22 protein-coding genes and 1 tRNA gene are annotated in these 18851 nt (G+C 59.4%); 14 read left to right on the forward strand and 9 right to left on the reverse strand.

Annotated features, from left to right (window positions below):
• The first annotated feature begins 164 nt into the window (after positions 1 to 164).
• The 3 genes from NW834_RS08995 (at position 165) to NW834_RS09005 (ending at position 2186) form a co-directional block, all read left to right on the forward strand.
• Entirely contained in the window at positions 165 to 1232 is a 1068-nt protein-coding gene (locus NW834_RS08995; RefSeq protein ID WP_414426288.1) for a hypothetical protein, read from the forward strand.
• 58 nt (positions 1233 to 1290) lie between these two features.
• Positions 1291 to 1370, forward strand: a tRNA-Leu gene (locus tag NW834_RS09000).
• Between the two features lie 204 nt (positions 1371 to 1574).
• Complete coding sequence (locus NW834_RS09005) at positions 1575 to 2186, forward strand: Ycf51 family protein (RefSeq protein WP_414419582.1); 612 nt, start codon at positions 1575 to 1577, stop codon at positions 2184 to 2186.
• Here NW834_RS09005 and NW834_RS09010 read toward each other — a convergent pair.
• Both NW834_RS09010 and NW834_RS09015 read right to left on the reverse strand, forming a co-directional pair.
• Complete coding sequence (locus tag NW834_RS09010; protein ID WP_414419583.1) at positions 2114 to 3031, reverse strand: alpha/beta fold hydrolase; 918 nt, start codon at positions 3029 to 3031, stop codon at positions 2114 to 2116. The two genes, NW834_RS09005 and NW834_RS09010, sit on opposite strands and share 73 nt — an antisense overlap.
• 30 nt (positions 3032 to 3061) lie before the next feature.
• Positions 3062 to 3727 (reverse strand): Crp/Fnr family transcriptional regulator, encoded by a 666-nt coding sequence (locus tag NW834_RS09015; RefSeq protein ID WP_011432518.1) that lies wholly within the window; start codon positions 3725 to 3727, stop codon positions 3062 to 3064.
• Between the two features lie 416 nt (positions 3728 to 4143).
• Here NW834_RS09015 and surE point away from each other — a divergent pair, with 416 nt between their 5' ends.
• Entirely contained in the window at positions 4144 to 4923 is a 780-nt protein-coding gene (surE, locus tag NW834_RS09020; RefSeq protein WP_414419584.1) for a 5'/3'-nucleotidase SurE, read from the forward strand.
• Positions 4924 to 4945: 22 nt separating this feature from the next.
• Here the strand turns inward: surE and NW834_RS09025 are convergent, their stop codons facing one another.
• Genes NW834_RS09025 through hisH form a run of 3 tightly spaced genes read right to left on the reverse strand, consistent with a single transcriptional unit; the run spans position 4946 to position 6288 of the window.
• Positions 4946 to 5155, reverse strand: coding sequence for a pentapeptide repeat-containing protein (locus tag NW834_RS09025; protein WP_414328915.1), 210 nt, complete (start codon positions 5153 to 5155; stop codon positions 4946 to 4948).
• Positions 5152 to 5625 (reverse strand): EVE domain-containing protein, encoded by a 474-nt coding sequence (locus NW834_RS09030; protein WP_414328914.1) that lies wholly within the window; start codon positions 5623 to 5625, stop codon positions 5152 to 5154. Before NW834_RS09030 ends, NW834_RS09025 begins: the two co-directional genes overlap by 4 nt.
• Positions 5626 to 5631: 6 nt before the next feature.
• Complete coding sequence (hisH, locus tag NW834_RS09035; RefSeq protein WP_414419585.1) at positions 5632 to 6288, reverse strand: imidazole glycerol phosphate synthase subunit HisH; 657 nt, start codon at positions 6286 to 6288, stop codon at positions 5632 to 5634.
• 68 nt (positions 6289 to 6356) lie between these two features.
• Between hisH and hemW the strand changes: the two genes are divergently transcribed.
• Complete coding sequence (gene hemW, locus NW834_RS09040; protein ID WP_414419586.1) at positions 6357 to 7574, forward strand: radical SAM family heme chaperone HemW; 1218 nt, start codon at positions 6357 to 6359, stop codon at positions 7572 to 7574.
• A 187-nt stretch (positions 7575 to 7761) separates the two neighbouring features.
• Here hemW and NW834_RS09045 read toward each other — a convergent pair whose 3' ends face one another.
• Entirely contained in the window at positions 7762 to 8253 is a 492-nt protein-coding gene (locus NW834_RS09045) for a YajQ family cyclic di-GMP-binding protein (protein WP_011432526.1), read from the reverse strand.
• 117 nt (positions 8254 to 8370) lie between these two features.
• Here NW834_RS09045 and NW834_RS09050 point away from each other — a divergent pair, with 117 nt between their 5' ends.
• Both NW834_RS09050 and NW834_RS09055 read left to right on the forward strand, forming a co-directional pair.
• Positions 8371 to 9207, forward strand: a complete 837-nt coding sequence (locus tag NW834_RS09050; protein WP_414373299.1) for an SDR family oxidoreductase — start codon at positions 8371 to 8373, stop codon at positions 9205 to 9207.
• A 128-nt stretch (positions 9208 to 9335) separates the two neighbouring features.
• Positions 9336 to 9701 (forward strand): FHA domain-containing protein, encoded by a 366-nt coding sequence (locus tag NW834_RS09055; protein ID WP_011432528.1) that lies wholly within the window; start codon positions 9336 to 9338, stop codon positions 9699 to 9701.
• Here NW834_RS09055 and NW834_RS09060 read toward each other — a convergent pair.
• Positions 9688 to 10956, reverse strand: coding sequence for a lipopolysaccharide biosynthesis protein (locus NW834_RS09060; RefSeq protein WP_414419587.1), 1269 nt, complete (start codon positions 10954 to 10956; stop codon positions 9688 to 9690). The genes NW834_RS09055 and NW834_RS09060 overlap by 14 nt on opposite strands.
• Positions 10957 to 11003: 47 nt before the next feature.
• On the opposite strand from NW834_RS09060, the gene mrdA reads away from it, so the two are divergent.
• The 6 genes from mrdA (at position 11004) to NW834_RS09090 (ending at position 16740) form a co-directional block, all read left to right on the forward strand.
• Complete coding sequence (mrdA, locus tag NW834_RS09065; RefSeq protein ID WP_414419588.1) at positions 11004 to 12983, forward strand: penicillin-binding protein 2; 1980 nt, start codon at positions 11004 to 11006, stop codon at positions 12981 to 12983.
• Positions 12984 to 13298: 315 nt separating this feature from the next.
• Positions 13299 to 13604 carry an HU family DNA-binding protein gene (locus tag NW834_RS09070; protein ID WP_414332065.1) on the forward strand — a complete coding sequence of 102 codons (306 nt, stop codon included), beginning with the start codon at positions 13299 to 13301 and terminating at the stop codon, positions 13602 to 13604.
• Between the two features lie 35 nt (positions 13605 to 13639).
• Positions 13640 to 14773 (forward strand): threonine-phosphate decarboxylase CobD, encoded by a 1134-nt coding sequence (cobD, locus tag NW834_RS09075; RefSeq protein WP_414419589.1) that lies wholly within the window; start codon positions 13640 to 13642, stop codon positions 14771 to 14773.
• Positions 14774 to 14798: 25 nt separating this feature from the next.
• Positions 14799 to 15458 (forward strand): hypothetical protein, encoded by a 660-nt coding sequence (locus tag NW834_RS09080; RefSeq protein ID WP_414373293.1) that lies wholly within the window; start codon positions 14799 to 14801, stop codon positions 15456 to 15458.
• A gap of 282 nt (positions 15459 to 15740) precedes the next feature.
• Complete coding sequence (locus NW834_RS09085) at positions 15741 to 16622, forward strand: hypothetical protein (RefSeq protein ID WP_414373291.1); 882 nt, start codon at positions 15741 to 15743, stop codon at positions 16620 to 16622.
• Positions 16609 to 16740 (forward strand): hypothetical protein, encoded by a 132-nt coding sequence (locus NW834_RS09090; RefSeq protein ID WP_414373289.1) that lies wholly within the window; start codon positions 16609 to 16611, stop codon positions 16738 to 16740. The genes NW834_RS09085 and NW834_RS09090 overlap by 14 nt, the downstream gene beginning before the upstream one ends.
• 336 nt (positions 16741 to 17076) lie before the next feature.
• Here the strand turns inward: NW834_RS09090 and NW834_RS09095 are convergent, their stop codons facing one another.
• The gene (locus tag NW834_RS09095; protein WP_414343432.1) at positions 17077 to 17880 is read right to left on the reverse strand and encodes a PIN domain-containing protein; all 804 of its coding nucleotides are present in this window, start codon (positions 17878 to 17880) and stop codon (positions 17077 to 17079) included.
• Positions 17881 to 17906: 26 nt separating this feature from the next.
• Positions 17907 to 18569, reverse strand: a complete 663-nt coding sequence (purN, locus tag NW834_RS09100) for a phosphoribosylglycinamide formyltransferase (protein ID WP_414413075.1) — start codon at positions 18567 to 18569, stop codon at positions 17907 to 17909.
• Between the two features lie 97 nt (positions 18570 to 18666).
• Between purN and NW834_RS09105 the strand changes: the two genes are divergently transcribed.
• Positions 18667 to 18795, forward strand: a complete 129-nt coding sequence (locus tag NW834_RS09105; RefSeq protein WP_414356470.1) for a hypothetical protein — start codon at positions 18667 to 18669, stop codon at positions 18793 to 18795.
• Positions 18796 to 18851: the final 56 nt, after the last annotated feature.

Genomic DNA, 18851 nt, shown 5'->3' on the forward strand with positions numbered 1-18851 from the left:
GAATGTGATTGCGCTCTTGGGGGCTGTCGTAAACCAGCCTAGAGGTCCGGGCTTGTTTTGTTCTCTGGTAGAGCAGAGCAGGCCCAGGGCTACTGAAAGCCCGCTCCGTACCGCTTAGCGGTCGGAGCCGGGTAGTTTACGGCGCCAACAAAACTGGCCAGTTTGTGCGTATCCTCAATTTGATGCGGGAGCACATCCCAGAAGCCGACTCTGCCAGAGCCGCCTTTGCCCGCTTTTGGACTGCTGAGTACTTGGCCAGCGCCGATCCCGCAGATGGAATTGAATTTTTCCAGACCCGGCTGCGCCCCCTCTTTGAGACCAACTATTTCCGCCCCATTGGTGAGAGCGGTAACCCTGTTGACTTTTTCCCGGTGCTGGATTTTCCCTTCGTGCTTCTGTTTGGGCTGGAATTTTTGCTGCGCACGGTGGCCATCAGCCGTCGCTACACCGGCGTCAATTGGCTGGATGCTATGCTCTGGCGTTGGTACGATGTGCTGCTGCTGCTGCCCTTTTGGCGCTGGCTGCGGGTGATCCCCGTCACCATCCGGCTGGGACAAGCACAGTTGCTGGATCTGGAGCGGGTACGCGCCCAGGTGAGCCAGGGCTTTGTTACCAACTTCGCCGAGGATCTGACGGAAGTCATTGTTGTGCGGGTGATCAACCAAATCCAGGTATCCATTCAGCGGGGATCCCTGCCCCTGCTGCCGGCAGCGCGTACCCAGCGCGACTACATTGATATCAACAACACCAACGAGCTGGAGGCGATTGCCAACCTGGTTTTTCGCATTGTTCTCTACCGCGTTTTGCCCCAGGTGCAACCGGAATTGCAACAACTGCTCCGCTACAACCTGGATGGCCTGCTCAAGCAGTTGCCTGCCATGCAAACTCTAGAACAGCTTCCCGGCCTGGGATCCCTGCCTGGCCAACTGACGGAGCGCCTGGCCAACGAGCTGACCACCACCACCTACAAAACCCTGACGGGCAGTTTCGAGGATCCCGTCGGCTCCAAGCTGGCAGCGCAACTGATGCAGCGGTTTGGTGAGGTCTTGGCACGGGAACTCAGCCAGGAGCATGCTTTGGAGGAAATTCGCTCTCTCCTGCAAGACTTGCTGGAAGAGATCAAGATCAACTACGTCGAGCGGCTATCCCACGAGGATCTGGAGGAGGTGATGGAGCAAACCCGCCAGCTTCGGCAAAAGGCCCAGCAACTGGAGAAAGACCGCCGCCGATAGAGTTCGGGGGATTGGTTGACGAGGTTTCGCCAGTTCAGTAGGATAATGGTTCCAAGTCGGGCGAGTGGCGAAACTGGTAGACGCACCGCACTCAAAATGCGGCGGGAAACCGTGTCGGTTCGAATCCGACCTTGCCCATGCTCCTCAAATCTGTAGGGCTCGCCGCTTTCTGGGTTTGGTAGGTTGATCCGTCTTGCCTCTTCTCACAGGGGTTTGGTGATAGAACCAGCCAAGCCCTTCTGGAGCAGGGTGCCGGCGGGACGGAGTCCTTAGATAGGGCAGCCAGAATCGGGCTCATCCTGCATCCTAGAGATGAAGCTCTAGCCGCTAAACTGGGGAATCATGGATGCAACTTTGGAATCTTTCTTTGCCTCTGCCACCCAAATTGGGCTAGGTCTAGCAGGCTTGCTGGCTATGCTCACCCTGCTGGCCTGGATCCGCAATTGGCCCTTGAAGTTTGCGCTGGTGGGCTACACGGCGTTTGCGCTGGTTTTAACAGCGGGATGTTTTGCCCTCAGCTTGGGGCCGATCTTTCGCTCGCGCATTCCCGGTGCTGCCCCCTACACCACCGTCTATGACCAAGGGGCGGATCGAGCGGTTATTGCTGTCAGCCCGGATATCACCCCAGAGCAACTGATCCTCACCCTGAAGCAGGCGGCCAGCGATTTGGGATCCCCGGGCCGCTTCTCCACCGGTTCGCCGGTGTTCACCTTGCGGGCCCGCACCGTCATCCATCCCGAGCCGGGAGTTTCCGAGCCGTTGCTCTTGGGCACGCTGCAACAGCCGTTGGGAAAGCGCCTGCGCACCCCAGAAGAACAACAGCAGCAGCAGATCCATCTAGAGGAAGAGGCCTTTGCCCGGCTGCGGAAGTTGGCCCAGGGTCAGGCTTCTGCCGCCTTGTCTGCAGAGGGAGCGGAAGAGCCAACCACCGGGATCCCACTTGCCCAGTCTTGAGCGCTGAGCCAGCGGCGCAGATCCTGTCCCACGCGGTCGGGGATCTCCCAGGGAAAGAGATGAGCCACGTTGGGATAGACAATGCAGGTGCAGTGGGGCAGGGCGCGGGCTGTGGCCAGGCTGCTGTTGGCGGTGATGTGGCGATCCCGCTCGCCGGCCATAAGCAGTACCGGGATGCGAATTCGGTGCAGATCTCCCTCGCGGTTGTAGCCCCGTTGCAAAGCGGCGCGCAGAGCTTGGCGAGCCTGGGGGGAGGTGTGCAGATAGGCGGGCAAGGCCATGTGCGCCAAATACCGATAGGCCGTTGGGGTCTGTTGCTGCATCAGGTAGCGGTAAAGGGAGCGACGGCCAAAGGTCTCGATGTTCCATTCCCAGCCGGGCCAAAGCCAGTTGAGCAGCGAGGCAACGCCGGTGTTGACCTGATCCCAAAAATCGGTGGGGGGATGGTTGCTGCGGGGGCAGGCGGCACTGGCCACCAAAACCAAGCCTTTTACCCGCTGCGGCAGCCGCAAAGCCAACTCCAGGGCCAGGATCCCGCCCAAAGACCAGCCCAGCACCAGACACGCCTGCCAGCCCAGGCGATCCAGCAGCCGCTCCAAGTCCTCTAGGTGATCCTGCATCTCAAAGGGATCCACCACCTGCGAACGTCCATAGCCACGCAGATCTGGCGCCACACAGGGGTGGATCCCCGCCACTGCTGCGGCAAAGACCTGCATACAGTCGGCACTGCCGGGGTGGCCGTGAAGCATCAGGATCGGGAGAGAAGGGATCCCTTCTCCCCAAGTACGGTAGTGGAGCTGCAGGCCCATCGCGTCAGCAGTGCAGTTCCCGACTGCTGTAGGCATAACACTCTGGATAGCATCTAGACAGCAGGGTTAGGCGCTGGCCGCCTTCTTCGGAGTGGGCTGGAGCTTTACCCCGTTGGGAATGCAAATTAAGTTTTGATCCAGCACCTGCACAAACCCTTTCGAACGCAGGGATCCCAGAAGACGAGTCACCGTCACGCGGGTGGCCCCAATGGCATCCCCAATCTGGGCATGGGTAAGGGGCCAGGGGAGATACATCCCTTGTTCACAGGGCTGCCCATACTCTTCGATCAACAGGCTCAAGAAGCCCTTGAGGCGATCGATGGCGCGCCGTTGGCCCAGATTTCCCAACCACAGCAGCTTCCGTTGCAGTTGCTGGCGGAAGTTTTCCTGAATCTTCTGGTGCAGATAGGGCCACTGCTCCAGATCCTGCCAGTAAAACCACATCACCGTGGTGCGATCGGCGTGGGTGCAGGCTTTCAACTCAAAGCGCTCTGGGTTGCTCAGCTCAAAAGGAAATCCAGCCGTGATGAACCCAACAAAGACCTCCCGCCGCTCTGGAGTTTGGCTGACCAGGCGCACCACTCCCTCTTGGGTGATGTACACCAATCCCGGACGAGTGGGAATGCGCACGTCTTTGGGAAAGGTGCGACAGCGGTAGTGCTCCTCGGCCCACTGGCAAAGCTCACGCCATTCCTGAGCCTCTGTTGCCGATGTGATGGAAACAAGTGACATGAGATCAACTTCCTGTCGCTCGAGCGACCTGATGGGTTTTACAGACTTTCCAGCTTTACCCGGCTGTAGGCTATGCAACGCTTCCGCGTTCGCGCCGGCGGTGCGGAGCACCTACACGTCAACGGGACGGAGTCTTAGGAAGATGGGGATGGAGAAACAGCAAGATACACACAAGAAGGCAAATACAAAGAGGAAGGAAACCGCAGGGTTTACTTTACCTTAGCTTCATAATGGCACTTGACCTCATAGGGTGACATTGTGTTCCTACTGATATTGTTCAAAAGGCTACGTCCAATAATAACCCCAAGAAGCCGTAAATTTTCAGATTCTGCCGCTGAACTCGGCTACCTGGGGGATCAGCGCAGATCATTGGGTCAGACTGGTGTATGTCTAAGGGCGGGTGTGGGGTGGCTGGGATGAATATTCTCATCAGCAACGACGATGGCATCCAGGCGGCAGGGGTGCGGTGTTTGGCGGCAGCGCTGGCCCAGCTGGGGGGGCACCAGGTAACGGTGGTCTGTCCGGATCGGGAGCGCTCGGCCACCGGCCACGCCCTGACGTTGCACAAGCCGCTGCGGGTGGATCCGGTGCGGGAGGGATTTCCTCCAGAAGTGCAGGCCTGGGCCTGTTCGGGCACCCCTTCCGACTGTGTCAAGTTAGGTCTGGACGGGCTATTGGATCGTCCTCCTGATTGGGTGATTTCCGGCATCAATCAGGGAGCCAATCTGGGCACGGATGTGCTCTACTCCGGCACCGTCTCGGCGGCAATGGAAGGGCTATTGGAAGGGATCCCCAGCCTGGCAGTGAGCCTGGCCAGCTTTACCTACCAGGATTTTCAGCCAGCGGCCCAGGTGGTGCTGACCCTGCTGGAGAAGCTGAGCCTGAAGCCCCTAGAGAAGCCAATGTTGTTGAACGTCAACGTGCCGCCGCTGGGGCTAGCTGAAATACGCGGCATGGTCTTGGCCCGCCTGGCCTGGCGCAAGTACACAGATCTCTACGAGAAACGGGTGGATCCGCGCGGCAAGGCCTACTACTGGCTAGCTGGAGAGGTGGTGGAAGAGGAGGTGGATCCCTGTTCGGACGTGCGGGCGGTTGCTGAGGGCTATGTGTCGATTACGCCCCTGCAGCCGGATCTAACGGCCTACGCGGCCTTTGATAGCTTACAGCGCTGGGGGCTCTCAGCTTTTGGCTCATGAATTTTAAGCCGGTGAGCTGGGGTCAGCGCCGAACAATGTCATCCCCTCCAAATTTTGGGTCGAACTCGGCGGGAAAGCGGGTGTTGGCACTGTAGATTGCCCCTTCCAGAAAAGCGCTCTTCAGGTTGTCCATCGACAGATTGGCCCCTCGCAAATCCGCCCCCGTTAGATCCGCCCCACTTAGGTCGGCGCCACGCAAATTGGCCCCACTCAGGTTGGCCTCGCCCATCATAGAGGAGACTGCGTAGAAACTCCCGTCAGCGCCAGCAATCGTTTCGCCACCCCTTCGGCAACCGGCATGACCGACAGGCGTGTGCCCCGCCGCACCACCTCCAGCTCCTCCGGGGTGAAGGTGGCCCGCAATTTGGCCAAAGGGATCACTCTTTCAAAAGCAGCCAAAAATTGCACCCGCACCGTGTACCACCGGGGATCTGCTGGAGTGGACTTGGGATCGTAGCAGGGGCTGGTCGGATCAAACTGGCTGGGATCCACCACGTGGGTTTCCAGGATCTCCATCAAACCGGCAATTCCGGGTGGCTCGGCATTGGAATGGTAGAAAAAGGCGCGATCCCCAGGCTGCATTGCCTTCAGATAGTTGCGGGCTTGGTAGTTGCGCACGCCATCCCAGAGGGTTTGGCCTTCCCGCTGCAGATCCCAGATGCTGTAAACGCTGGGCTCAGATTTCATCAGCCAGTAGTTCATGGGGCACTAAGCTCTGGGAGCAGATAAAAGGGAGCAACGGGCAGCAAACTCGACAAAGTTTTGCAACATCTGCAAGCCAACAGGGCCCGACTTTTCGGGGTGAAATTGGGTAGCAAACAAGGTGCCGCGGGCAATAGCGGCTACACAGGTTTGGCTGCCGTGTTGGGTGGTAGCAGCCACCCAGCTTGGGTCATTGGGCACTGCGTGGTAGGAGTGGACAAAGTAAACCCAGCTTTGATTCGGGATCCCTGCCCAAAGAGGCGATTGGGGTTGGGTAAGGTGCAACTGGTTCCAGCCCATGTGGGGGATACGCAAGCCCGGCTCCGGTCGAAAGCGCTGCACCCGTCCAGGCACAATGCTCAGCCCTGGCTCTGTTCCCTCTTCGCTGCTTTCGAACAAAACTTGCAGCCCAAGGCAAATGCCTAAAAAAGGCTGTTGCCGCTCCACAGCTTCCCAGATCGCTTTCCCAAAGCCCCGCGCCCGCAGCTGCTGCATGGCTGGGTCAAAGGCCCCATCGCCGGGCAGGACAATGCCGTCAAAAGCCGCTAGTCCAGTTGGCTCTGTTACTAGCTGCACCTCAGCTCCGGCCCGCTCCAGCCCTTTGCAAGCCGAATGCAGATTTCCCGCCTCATAGTCGATCACCGCCAGGCGTACAGTCCCCATGGGATCCCTCCTCGTGAGGAGTTTCGGAGTCTATCAGTATAGTGGTTCTATCCCGTTTGAGCTGACCCATGGCTGTGGCAATTGCTTCGCACGATCCCACTCCGACCGGTACTGCTCCGCAACCCTGTCGCGACCAGGTTGATTGGCCTGAGGCGGCTTACCTGCACATCCCTTTTTGTCGGCAACGCTGCCACTACTGTGATTTTGCCACCGGCCTGGGCACCCGCAAGTTGATGGAAACCTACGTGCAGATGCTCTGCCGGGAGATCGGCGGCGCCTACCGCTACCGCCATCTGGCTGGGGATCCCAGACCGTTGACCAGCATTTTTTTCGGGGGTGGCACCCCTTCTCTGCTGACGGTGGAGCAACTGGGGCGGATCTTGACTCAATTGAGGGAGAGGATCCCGTTTCATCCCGACTGCGAGATTTCTCTGGAGGCCAACCCCGGCACCCTGACGCGGGAGCAGTTGGCGGGCTACCGGGAGCTGGGGGTCAACCGCATCAGCCTAGGGGTACAGGCATTTCAGCCAGAGCTGCTGGCCGCTTGTGGTCGCCTGCATGGAGTGGAGGAAGTTTACGAAGCCGTGGCCGACTTGCAGGCGGCGGGCTTTGAGAATTTCAACCTGGATTTGATCTTTGGGCTGCCCTACCAGACTTTGGAACACTGGCAGCAGTCTCTACGAGCTGTTCTTGAGATTAACCCCACCCATGTCTCCGTCTATGATCTGACGATTGAACCGGGAACCCGCTTTGGTCGGATGTACCGACCGGGAGCAGCACCTTTGCCCAGCGAGGAAACCACAGTTGCCATGTACCTAATGGCGCGGGAGCTGCTCACCGAAGCGGGCTACATCCACTACGAAATCTCCAATTTTGCCCGCCCCGGCTACGCCTGTCGCCACAACCGAGTGTACTGGGAAAATCGCCCTTACTTTGGCTTTGGCATGGGATCCGTCGGCTACGAGGGGGGACGGCGCATTCAGCAGCCCAAAACCCTTTACCACTACTTCGAGCAGGTGAAAGTCGGAGTCCACCCTCTCCCTCCTGAAGCATCCCCAGAGGAAGTTTGGATGGATACTTTGATGTTGGGGTTGCGTTTACAGGAAGGTCTGGATTTGGGCCATTTGCAAGAGCGTTTTGGCCACCCAAAGGTCGAGCAAGCTTTGGAGAGGCTGGATCCCTATTTTGAGAAGGGCTGGGCCAGTTGCGAGGCGGGTCGGCTGCGGCTGATCCCACCCAATGGCTGGCTATTTTCCAATGAGATTCTCAAGGACTTACTGGCTTGATTCCGACGGTTACTTTCACAAGATTTCTCACCAGAGCCCCCTATCCCAATTGGCCGAAAACTCAAGCTTTGAGGAGCGTAGGCCATCACCATTTCCAGCAGCCATTAAACCCAACATTTCACAGATCCTGAGATCTCTAATCTTGCAAGAGGGGTTGAGGGGAAAGATACGGAAGCCCAGAGGATCCCTATCGATAGTTGACAAATTGCAGCGCCACCGGGTAGTCCTGCTGCCTAAGCATTTGAATGACCGCCTGTAGCTCGTCTTTATCCTTGCCGGAAACGCGCACCAGATCCCCTTGAATGGCAGGCTGCACCTTCTTAAAGTTGTCGCGGATTTGCTTGGCGATCTGTTTGGCCAGTGTGGCATCAATGCCCTTTTTCAGGTGAACCACCTGGCGCACTCGGTTGCCGCCGGCGCTCTCTGGGGGTTGGAAGTCGAAGATCTTCAGGGATAGACCCCGCTTGGCCGCTTTGGTAAGAAGCAGATCCCGAATGGAGTTGAGGGCCATGTCGTTGGCGGTGGTGATGGTCAGGGATCCCTCCTCCAGCTCAATTTCCGTCTGAGTATCCTTGAGGTCGTAGCGCTGTTTGATCTCCCGTCGGGCTTGATCCACAGCGTTCACCAGTTCCTGCCGATCGAAATCACTGACGATATCAAATGAGTAGGTAGAGGCCATAAACCTTATCTTCGCTATCGTTCAGTATCTTAAGCCCTCAGCCAAGCAGGGATCCCTAACTCTCGGAGAAGCTACAACAGGTAGAGGGATCCCAGTCCAGATTTACGGAGAAGCAGGATGGCCGATGTTGTTTTAATTACAGGCGCTTCTGAAGGCATCGGCAGAGCTACTGCCTTTACCTTTGCCCGTGGGGGTTACCGATTGGCGCTGGCTGCCCGCACTGCCGAAACCCTGAAGCAAACGGCCATCGACCTAGAGCAAAGCCTCAACGCCGAGGTCTTGGCCGTTCCCACCGATGTCACGCAGCCAGAACAGGTGCAAAACCTGGTGGAGAGAACTCTGGAACGCTATGGCCGCATCGATTGCCTGATCAACAACGCCGGCATCTGCATGAGTGGCCCTTTTTTGCAAACTACCCTGGAACACTGGCAGGCTTTGATGGCGGTCAACTTTTGGGGCTACCTCCACACCATCCGAGCCGTGCTCCCCGACATGTTGAAGCGCAAAAAAGGTCAGATCATCAACGTGGGATCCATTGGCGGCAAAATGCCCCTGCCCCAGATGAGCGCCTATTGTGCCAGCAAGTACGCGGTCAGTGGGCTGACGGAGGCGCTGCGTCTGGAACTGCAACCCCAAGGGATCCAGGTGATCGGCGTCCATCCGGGCATCGTCAGCAGCAATTTCCTCAAGCGAGCCATTTTTCTGGATGAGGTGGGGCCAGAGTCCTCTCCCGATGGCCACTCCCAAACCTCAGGTGGCAAAGCCCGTGAGCAAATGCAACAGGCGCTGGAGAGTTTTTGGGTCAGCCAGCCGGAAGAAGTTGCCGAAGCCATTTGGGATGCCGCTCGCCAGTCCAAGTCAGAGGTGGTGGTGGGCATGGCCCAATGGGCGGTAGGAGCTTACACCCTCTTCCCCGGATGGGTCGGCTCATTGCTCCAGAATGTTCCTCGCTAGCCCACTGGATCGGTCGAGAGTTCTGGGGCGCTGGATGAGCGATTCTGCAGACCCAGCGATAGCAGGAAGAAGGCTAAACTTCGGTATAGTTTGAGGTACGGTTAAACACTGGTATTGACAGCGGAAGTATGGTTGAATCTGTGCCTTCTCCTTCCGGTACCCACCAGCACATCTTGATCGTGGAAGACCGAGATGGCCGCCGTACCCAGGTGCTGGGATCCGCCAAATACTTCATCGGTCGGGACTTGGCGAACGACATCTGTCTCAACTCTCAGTATGCCTCCCGCTACCACGCCATGCTGCTGCGGATTCCCGCCGAGCGAGAGGGAGAATATTGCTACCGCATTTTGGATGGGGATCTGGAAGGTCGCCCCAGCACCAATGGCTTGTTGATCAACGGCCAGAAATTGACCACCCACCAGCTCAAGTCGGGGGATGTGATCACCTTTGGCCCCGATGCCAAAGCCACCTACAAAATTGTTAAGGCTCCCTAGGCCCAGATCTCTGCAGAGCGTGCAATCGCCCCCCAATCAACAGCAGCAAAGCCAGCACCAAGGCCATCTCCGACAGCAAGGTTGCCAGGGCCGCCCCCTGCCAACCCCACCTTGGGATCCAAACCGCATTCAAAAGCCCATTCAGCCCCAGAGCCAGCAGTTGCAGACGGCTGCGGGGCTTTTGCAACCCTGCCCCGGTGAGCAGGTGAGACAGCAAAAGGTGGATCCCCTCTAGCAAAATGACCGGGCTGAGCCAACGCAGGATGAGGGCCGTTTCCCGGTAAGCCGATCCCAGCACCCAAGGGATTCCGTAGGATCCCAGCGCCAGCCCCAGGGCGGCCAAACTGCCGTAGCCCACCACCCAAGGGAAAAGCTGCCAGGCGTAGCGCCAGCCTTGCGGAAGGCCCTTCTGCCCTTGGCGGCACAGCTCGGCAAAATGGCTGGTGAGCAGGGCGATCATCGGCGTTTGCGAGAAGTTGATCACCCGATAGGCAGCGCTGTAAAGACCCCCCGCCGCTGCTGAGGCCAAACGGGGCAAGAGCAGCTTATCCAAATCGGTGAAGGTTTTCACCGCGGCCAGCCCCACCGCAAAGTCCCAGCCCGCTATCAGCCGTTCCCGCAGATCTCGCCAGCTCAGGGCCAAGGGGGGAGAAGGCTCGCTCCACCGCCCCATCCCCCTCGCGATCAGCAGCAGCACGACCAACACCATCAGGCCGTACAGAACAGCCCATTGCACCAGGGATCCCCAGCCTAAGGCCACCGCCAGCAATACTGCCCCCAATCGCCCCAGCGCCATGCCCGTGTCGATGAGGGCCACGCCGGCAACCTGCTCTCTCCCGATCAGGATCCCCCTGTACACCTCTGGCACCGCGACGAACAGCAGATCGCTCAAGAGCAATACCCCCACCACCGCTGCCGGCGTCCCGGCCAGCCAAACGCTCAAGAGGGGCCACAACACCAGCGCCATCCCCCCACAGCCCAATCCCGCCAACCATAAGCTGGGGCCAATCCCCTGGGTGCAAGTCGGGGATCCCTGCCGGCTGAGGCGCTGGATCAGCAGTTCCGATTGGCCCAAATAGCCAAACGGGGCGGCCAGGTTGCTGCAGGCCAAGATGGCAGAGAAAACCCCGAAGGCTTCCGGCCCCAACAGACGGGCCAACAGGATGAAATAGGCCCCGGACAACCCCAGGCGCAGGCCATTGCCCACCATCAGCCAGGCAGCCTGGCGCAGCCGTTGTTGTTCTGCTCTATCCACGCTGCCACTCCTGGACGAGGCTTGCCGCAGCCAGGGATACTGGATGGATGCTGAGACTGCCTGCCCGAGAGCGGGCATCTCCTCTCGATTTTGGGTGTATCGGTTGCAATTCTTCTGGCAATTTCATGGCCAAACTCTACCCCGTCAGCAACGCCGCGCGAAGCCCCCACACCTTGGCAGGACGGGATCCGCAAGCCCTGTTCTCCCCCCATTCCAGACCGCCTGCCCCCCGCCGGGTGCTTCCCCCACCCCCGCCGGACGGCGGTAGTCCTCGTTGGCTGGGATCCGCATCGGCCAAAACGGTGGGGCAGGGCTATCGGGCCGTTGTCTTGCTCTTGCTGACCAGTCTGCTGCTGTTTGGAGGGCTGGGATCCCGTCTGGCCTACCTGCAGTTGGCGCGCACCCAGTATTACCGCCAGCTGGCCGATACCAACCGCATTCGCCTGTTGCCCCAGCCGCCAGAACGCGGACGCATTGTGGATCGCAACGGCGTATTGCTGGCGAGCAGCCAATTGTCCCACTCGGTCTTCCTCTGGCCTCTGGTGCAGTCGCGGCAGCGCTGGCAGGAGATGATCCCCAAGTTGGCAGAATACTTGAACATGGCCCCCGAGGAGATCGCCCAGAAACTGGAACAGGCCGGATATCGTTCCCCGTTTCCCGTGCGCATCCTGCGCAACGCCAGCCCCCAGGTGGTCATTCAACTGGAGGAGATGAGCCGCGAGCTGCCGGGGGTGATGGTGGAGGCGGAGACGGCGCGGTTTTATCCCCATGGCGACTTGGCCGCTCACCTGCTGGGCTACACCGGCGAGATCTCGCAGGAACAACTGCGGGCGGATCCCAGCTATCGCCTGGGGGATATCGTTGGCCTGATGGGAGTGGAGGAATTGTTTGAGAGCCATCTGCGCGGCCAATGGGGAGGGCGACAGGTGGAGGTGGACGCCATGGGAGAGGTGCTGCGGGTGCTGGGAGAACAAGCACCCCAACCGGGCAACACCCTGCAGCTCACTTTGGATGTGCGCCTGCAGCAGGCGGCAGAGCGGGCGCTGGGCCAACGCAAAGGAGCGGTGATCGCCATGGATCCCCGCGATGGCTCGATCCTGGCCATGGCCAGCTATCCCACCTTTGATCCCAACCTCTTTTCCAGCCGCATCACCCAAGCCCAGTGGGAGAGCCTGCAGCAGCAGGATTTTCCCTTCCTCAACCGCGGCCTGCGGCCCTATCCCCCCGCCAGCACCTACAAAATCATCACCACCGCTGCCGGGATTGAGTCGGGAGCCTTTCCCCCGAATACGGTGCTGCAGACCGGCCCCTACATCCAGGTGGGAGGGTGGCGCTTTTGGGACTGGAACCGGGCCGGCTTCGGGCGGCTGAACTACCGGCAGGCGATGGCCTACAGCAGCGACACCTTTTTCTACCAAATCGCCCTCGGCACCAAGGCTGCCCCTTTGCAAGAATGGTCGCGCCGCTTTGGGTTGGGACAACTGACCGGGATTGGCCTCAAAGGGGAAGCCGCGGGTCTGGTGCCGGATGCTGAGTGGAAGCAGCGCCACTGGCGCGAGCCCTGGTATGTGGGCGACACGGTCAACATGTCCATCGGCCAGGGATTTATTACCGCTACGCCGCTGCAAATGGCGGTGGTAACGGCGGCAGTGGCCAATGGGGGCTGGCGGGTGCGCCCCTTGCTCTCGCACCAGGTGATCCCGGAAAGCCCTGTGCCGCTGCGCCAAAAGGTAGGTCTTTCCCCTGCCACCCTGGAGATCCTGCAGCAGGGGCTGCGAGATGTCGTGGTTTACGGCACTGGCGGCAACGCCAACCTGGGGCCAGGATTTCCCCCAACGGCTGGCAAAACCGGCACCGCAGAGGATCCGCCGCGGCGATCCCACGCTTGGTATGTTGGCTATGCTCCCTACGACCGGCCCGAATTGGTGGTCGTGGTCTTTCTGGAAAACAGCGGCGGTGGGGGTGGATCACGGGCCGCTCCCATCTTTCGAGAGGTGATGCGGGCCTACTTCCGACCCGAGTCGTGAGCCCTAGCTTTCTGTCGGATCCGAGCCAACTGGGTATATGCAGTCTCTTGTCTCCCAGAAAATTGCGTTAAGATCCCCTAAAACCCCTTGCCCAGCAGGCTTCTGCCCTAACTTAGCTGTAGAATATGTCAGTGATTTGGAGCTCAACTGCCACAATCCTGCCATTCGCGCCAGTGGCGCCTTGGCGCATTGCAGGGCAAGCCCCGCTCCCACACACTGAGAACACTCTGGGCCGTGGCCGCTCTGCAACGCCTGAGCGAATCCGCGATCCAGGGAACGCTCTAACTTTATTGCCTAACTCAAAAGGAGATCAGGATGAACAAGGCAGAACTTGTTGATGCCGTCGCTCATCGCGCCAATGTAACCAAAAAAGAAGCGGAGGCTGTCATTTCCGCCGCACTGGAGATCATTGTCGAAGAGGTCGCATCCCGCGATGAAAACGGTGAACCCAAGGGGAAGGTGACCCTGGTGGGCTTCGGCTCCTTTGAGGCTCGCAAGCGCAAAGAGCGGGAAGGTCGCAACCCGAAAACCAACCAAAAAATGGTGATCCCAGAGAGCATCGTCCCCACTTTTACGGCGGGCAAGTCATTCCGCGAAGCAGTAGCAGGGGGGAAATCTTAATTTCGCCGGGTTGGGACTCGGCTGCTGGGTAGGGCGTGGAGCAGCCTCGACATGGTGGCAATTGGGCTTGGGGAGCAGCAATCGCTGGCTGCTCTCCCCAGGAGATTCTGGATTTTTCGGCCAGCTTGAATCCGCTGGGCCCACCGGAATCGGTCTTGCAAGCTCTGACTCAGGCGCTGTCTGCAGCAGACCCGGTTGTAATCAGCCGCTACCCGGATCCCGACTATCGGGACTTGCGCATCTGTTTGGCCAACCATTGGGCCGTCGATCCTGAGTGGATCTTTGTGGGCAATGGGGCAGCGGAGTTGCTCACCTGGGCAGCCCGGGATGCGCAAGGGCGGGAGGTATGGCTGCCCCAGCCTGCTTTTGGGGATTATGCGCGGGCTCTGCGGGCAGCAGGGGCGACCATCAAGCCGCTGCCTTTTTTCCCCGGCCAGGGATCCGCCGGTTTTACCCTTCTGCAGGAACCCCTTCCGGTGGCAGGCAAGGGAAACCGGGTGCTCTGGCTGAACAACCCTCATAACCCGACGGGCCAGCTCATCCCGCAGCAAGACATCCTGCCTCTCCTGCCCCAGTTCGACCGGGTGGTGGTGGACGAGGCTTTTATGGACTTTTTGCCGGGGGAGCCCACCCTGAGCTTAAACTCCAGCCCGTCGGCAATGCCCCGCAGCCAAACCTTGATCCCCCACCTGGCGGCTCATCCCAACACCATCGTCATCCGTTCCCTCACCAAGTTCTTCACACTGCCCGGCTTGCGCATTGGCTTTGCGGTGGGGCACCCGGATCACTGGCAGCGCTGGCGACAGTGGCGGGATCCCTGGAGCGTCAACGGATTGGCGGGAGTGGCAGTGGCGGCAGCTTTGGCCGATGAGGACTTCCGCCGGCGCACCTTGGCCTGGCTACCCGTGGCCCGAGAGCATTTGTTCAGGGGTTTGCAAGCACTGCCCGGCTGGGATCCCTGGCCTGGTCAAGCCAATTTTGTGTTGGTGCGCTGCCCTGGCTCTGCCACGCAAATTCAGCGGGCGCTGCTGCAGCGGCACCGGATTCTGGTGCGGGATTGCCTGAGTTTTCCCGAGCTGGGAGATCGCTACCTGCGCATTGGCCTGCGCACCCTGCCGGAGCAGGAGCAGTTGTTATCCGCCTGCCGGGAGATCCTGGAGAATAGCTAGGGATTTTTCTGCGGGAGAAATTCTCATGCCCGAAGCTACCGCCTTCTGGCCGGAATGCAACGCCCCTATCGTGCGGGGGGTGGCCCATTACAGCGATCTGGAGTTGCTGCGGGCCTTTCAACGGCAGCCGGAGGTGGCCCGCTACTTCATCAGCCTGTTTTGCCGCTACTGCCAGTGGGTGGACGGGATCCTTGCCGAACATCTGCCGCCCGAGCAGTGGGCTGCCTATCGAGAGCAGGTTTGGTTGCGGCTTTACCTGCGCCTACAGCGCCTAGATGTCCACAGCCTTGTGGAAGAAGCGGCTGGCGAAGGGGATCCTGTGCTGCGACCCTGGCTGGCGGAGCAAACCCGTGAGCTGATCCAATCCTTGGATGGGATCCCCACCCACCCTCAAGCTTCTCACGGCCTCAACTCCACCAGAGGCGGGGCGAAGTCCTCTCTTTCACCGGCACTGGCCTGTTATTTGACTGCTGGTTTGGATACCTTGCCGGGGGATCTGCGCTTCATTCTGCTGCTGCGGGATCGGTTTGGCTGGTCACCGGTTCGCATTGCCGACCAACTCAAGGCTGACGGATACTACCTTGCTCCAGAAGATGTGGATGCCATCGTTGCCTCTGCCCGCCAGATCTTGCTTCAGAACCTACCGGCAGATGTGCGTGCCCTCTATCTGGAGGCAAAGCCCTAGAAGACTGCCATAGCCCTGTGGCATGGTGGTTTATGGCAAGGTATGGGGCGCTGGCAATCCTTGTTCCCAAGGTGGGTTCTCCTGTTAGGCTGTTTCCGGCTGTAACAGTGGATCGGCATTGTTTGCTCTCCGACTTTACATCAAGTTGAGTGTGGGCTGTCTATGAGTCCTTCTCCGCTTCCCCCAGACCCTACCCAACCCCTGTCTCCGGCACAGCAGTCCCATTCACATCCAGTTCCTCAACTTGCTCTTCAGGAGGCGCTGAGCCATCTGCATTTGGATGTGCTGAAAGAACTGGAGCGATTCCGCCTCTGGCAGCGTTTGCAGCGCATGGACTCTGTCCCGCCCCCACGAGCAGGTCAGCTTGGGAATACCAGCTCTGTACAGCGCCCTTCACCTGTGCTCATTCAAGAGGTGGTGGAAGACTTGGAAGAGGAAGAGATGCCGCGGCCCTCCGGGGCCTTTTCGCCCCTCTGGGTCTTGCTGCTGTGGGTGCTTTCCTGCGCGGGGATTGGCTTTGGGGTGCGCTGGCTGATCTGGCCGGAAGAACTGTCCCTGCCCCAAAGTGCTGCCAGCAGGGCGGAAGAAGGGATCCCTGCCCAGCTGGATTTGGCCCAGTTGCCCCTGATCCCACTGGAACCGGTGGAAGGGCAGGTGGGAGAGGAGTTCTATTCCGGTGGCTTGGATCCGGATCGGCTGGCGCTGGGCTTGACGGCCACCCCGGACTTGAAGGACGTACAGGTGGATCCTCTTCAAGGCGTTCCTAACCTGCTGGACAGCCTGCAAACTGACTTGGCCTTGGCTTCCAAGGAACCCTCTCCCCCCAGCTTGCAAACGGTGGAGCAGTTGGCAGCCAGCCTGGAGCGCCCGTCCCAACCTTCATCGCCTACTTCTGCGGGATCCCAGAACGTGGTGCCCCTAAGCGACAACAGCGTAGACTCTCTGGGGCCGAACCGCGGCGAGGGAACCTTCTTGGTGCTCACTACCTACTCAGGGGCAGAGAGCTTGGCACGTGCTCGAGAAGTTTCTGATGGGGCCTTTGTCAAAGATGTGAATGGCCAGAAGTTTGTGCAGTTGGCAGCATTTGAACAACTGGAATATGCCCGCTATCATGCGGAAACCCTGAAAAATAAGGGCTTTAACGTTACAATTGCTGAGCAGTAACTTTGGCCATCCCGTCACTGCTGACCTGCGCCAAAACCCAATTCATCCTGGTTGGCAGCAAACTTTGTATTTCAGGGATCCCATCTTGGGAGAAGAGCTGGAGTCGATCCCATTGTAGTCATTTCAAGTTAGGTTAAGACGCTTCCCAGCTGCTCAGCGGTGCCGCCCAAGCCTTCCACGCCGCTTCCGCGACCACCCCCAGGCAATGCGACGGAACAGTTTCATTCCTCATTACGGTCGTTTCATTCCAACTAGGACACTGCACTCACACCTAAAACAACACTAAAACAAACGTTAAATGCACAGGGCCAGAGGGCTTTTCAAGGACTCCGTCCCGCTGGCGCGATCAGCAGCCCAGGAGTCTCACCCTAACCTGAAATAACTGAAACGACTATAAAATGACTGCGGCCGGCTGAAGACCGGAAAGGGTCTTAAGTTGGTTCGGAATAACTGGCTATAGATCCCGAATCCAAGGGATCCGAGAGAGAGGTAGCCGCTGCCAGATCCCTTCACTTCCTTCTGGATCGAGCAGGCGCCAGGCCAGCAACCCGGTTGCCGAGAGGAAAACCAGGGCCAGCAACAACGCAAGGGCATTCTGTAGGCTTTTCAAAAAGGGCCAGAGGCGGGCTGTGCTCGGCCCCACCTGAGCAGCTCCAGACCGCTGCCGCGCCTGGGCGGGGGGGTTCCCGGAAGCTGGAGAGGAACTCAAGGGACGGGCAGGTGGAGCGAGGGTAGAGGACGTCAACTGGGCGGCAGGAATGGGTGGCCCTGGTAACCGATTCAAAGCCATAACCACAGCCTGAGGGCGCTGCTGCTGACGCATCCACCGGTTCAGCTCTGCCAGAGAGATGGCACAGAGGTTGTTGAGACCCAGACCCTGAATTCGCCCCACCAAAGGCCGGTCGTTGCTGACCAAAACCACCAGCGTTCCCGGCTGCTGCTGGGCCAGGGCATAGGCGCATTCGGCAATCGCTTCTTCCAAGCGTACCCTCATGGACTGATCGCCGGCACCGGCGCCACCCACCAAGGCACGGGCTTCTGAGACGGCAAACCCCAGGCTGGGCCAGTGGCGCAAAAACTCGCGGGCTGTCGACTCTTCCTGGGGATCAATGGCCTGCCGGGTCAGGCGTTCCAACTCGGCCATCACTGCCTGTGGCAGCACACACACCCCAAATCGAGCCCACTCTTGCCATAGAGCCAGACGACCGGCCAGGATCACCGGGCTATCGAAGACGAGGAGAGGCGGGATCTCGGCCATAGAACATGCCAGCGCTGGACTTAACCTCAATTGTGTAGCTTCCCCGAAGACTTGGGTAGCAGGGATCCCTCTGCCAGGCAGAGGCGGATGGCCAGCGGGTAGAGGCGGTGCTCCTGGGCCTGGATGCGCCGGTAAAGGGATTCCACGGTATCTTCGGGCAGAACCGGCACGGCTGCTTGGGCCACGATGGGGCCACTGTCCATTTCCAGGGTGACCCGATGAACGGTGCAGCCGGCGATTTTCACACCGCACTTCAGGGCTTGTTCGACGGCACGCAGGCCCTTGAAGCTGGGCAGCAGGCTGGGATGCAGGTTCAAGACGCGATCCGGGTAGGCAGACAACAACACCTGGGTAACCAGGCGCATCCACCCGGCCATGATCACCCATTCCACGTGATGCTGCCAGAGCACCTGGACAATGGCGGCGTCCAGATCTTCGCGACGGGGGTAGTCTCGGTGGTCGAGCAAGACGCAAGGGATCCCTCGCTTTTGGGCCCGCTGCCGCACATAAGCTTTGGGATTGTTGGTGATGACCACAGCAATCTGGGCCTGCAGTTCCCCAGCCTCAATGGCTTGAGCAATAGCTTCGAAATTGCTGCCATTGCCGGAAGCCAAAATGCCGAGGATCCCCGGTTGAGAGGGCACTGGGATCCCGTCGGGATCCGGCCAGAGTAAGCTGGGCGAGTTCATGAGCGCTTGGTGGGAAAGTCTGCAGCCCCGCTATTTTAAACCCAAACAGATTCCCTTCTGGTTCTGGCCAGGTTGATCCAGAGAGGGATCCAAAAACTTGACCGTCGCCGGCTTTGACAGGCGCACCCGCGCCATCGAGCGCTGCACGGATCAAGCCCAAGAGGAGCTGCGGGAGATGCCTCAAGAAATGCGGAAAATGCAGCAGGAGCATGACTCTAGTCAATAATAAGCTCAACTATACTGAAAATAATGTATAATATGTTCAGTACGGATTACTACCAG

Source organism: Synechococcus sp. R60.1 (assembly GCF_047461835.1).
In the GTDB taxonomy this organism is placed as follows: domain Bacteria; phylum Cyanobacteriota; class Cyanobacteriia; order Thermostichales; family Thermostichaceae; genus Thermostichus.

What these genes read in the sequence shown, in the direction of transcription:
- NW834_RS09005 (WP_414419582.1), top strand. Translation starts at nt 1,575, where the DNA reads ATGGATGCAACTTTGGAATCTTTCTTTGCCTCTGCCACCCAAATTGGG.
- NW834_RS09010 (WP_414419583.1), bottom strand. Translation starts at nt 3,031, where the DNA reads ATGCCTACAGCAGTCGGGAACTGCACTGCTGACGCGATGGGCCTGCAG.
- NW834_RS09015 (WP_011432518.1), bottom strand. Translation starts at nt 3,727, where the DNA reads ATGTCACTTGTTTCCATCACATCGGCAACAGAGGCTCAGGAATGGCGT.
- surE (WP_414419584.1), top strand. Translation starts at nt 4,144, where the DNA reads ATGAATATTCTCATCAGCAACGACGATGGCATCCAGGCGGCAGGGGTG.
- NW834_RS09025 (WP_414328915.1), bottom strand. Translation starts at nt 5,155, where the DNA reads ATGATGGGCGAGGCCAACCTGAGTGGGGCCAATTTGCGTGGCGCCGAC.
- NW834_RS09030 (WP_414328914.1), bottom strand. Translation starts at nt 5,625, where the DNA reads ATGAACTACTGGCTGATGAAATCTGAGCCCAGCGTTTACAGCATCTGG.
- hisH (WP_414419585.1), bottom strand. Translation starts at nt 6,288, where the DNA reads ATGGGGACTGTACGCCTGGCGGTGATCGACTATGAGGCGGGAAATCTG.
- hemW (WP_414419586.1), top strand. Translation starts at nt 6,357, where the DNA reads ATGGCTGTGGCAATTGCTTCGCACGATCCCACTCCGACCGGTACTGCT.
- NW834_RS09045 (WP_011432526.1), bottom strand. Translation starts at nt 8,253, where the DNA reads ATGGCCTCTACCTACTCATTTGATATCGTCAGTGATTTCGATCGGCAG.
- NW834_RS09050 (WP_414373299.1), top strand. Translation starts at nt 8,371, where the DNA reads ATGGCCGATGTTGTTTTAATTACAGGCGCTTCTGAAGGCATCGGCAGA.
- NW834_RS09055 (WP_011432528.1), top strand. Translation starts at nt 9,336, where the DNA reads ATGGTTGAATCTGTGCCTTCTCCTTCCGGTACCCACCAGCACATCTTG.
- mrdA (WP_414419588.1), top strand. Translation starts at nt 11,004, where the DNA reads ATGCTGAGACTGCCTGCCCGAGAGCGGGCATCTCCTCTCGATTTTGGG.
- NW834_RS09070 (WP_414332065.1), top strand. Translation starts at nt 13,299, where the DNA reads ATGAACAAGGCAGAACTTGTTGATGCCGTCGCTCATCGCGCCAATGTA.
- NW834_RS09080 (WP_414373293.1), top strand. Translation starts at nt 14,799, where the DNA reads ATGCCCGAAGCTACCGCCTTCTGGCCGGAATGCAACGCCCCTATCGTG.
- NW834_RS09095 (WP_414343432.1), bottom strand. Translation starts at nt 17,880, where the DNA reads ATGGCCGAGATCCCGCCTCTCCTCGTCTTCGATAGCCCGGTGATCCTG.
- purN (WP_414413075.1), bottom strand. Translation starts at nt 18,569, where the DNA reads ATGAACTCGCCCAGCTTACTCTGGCCGGATCCCGACGGGATCCCAGTG.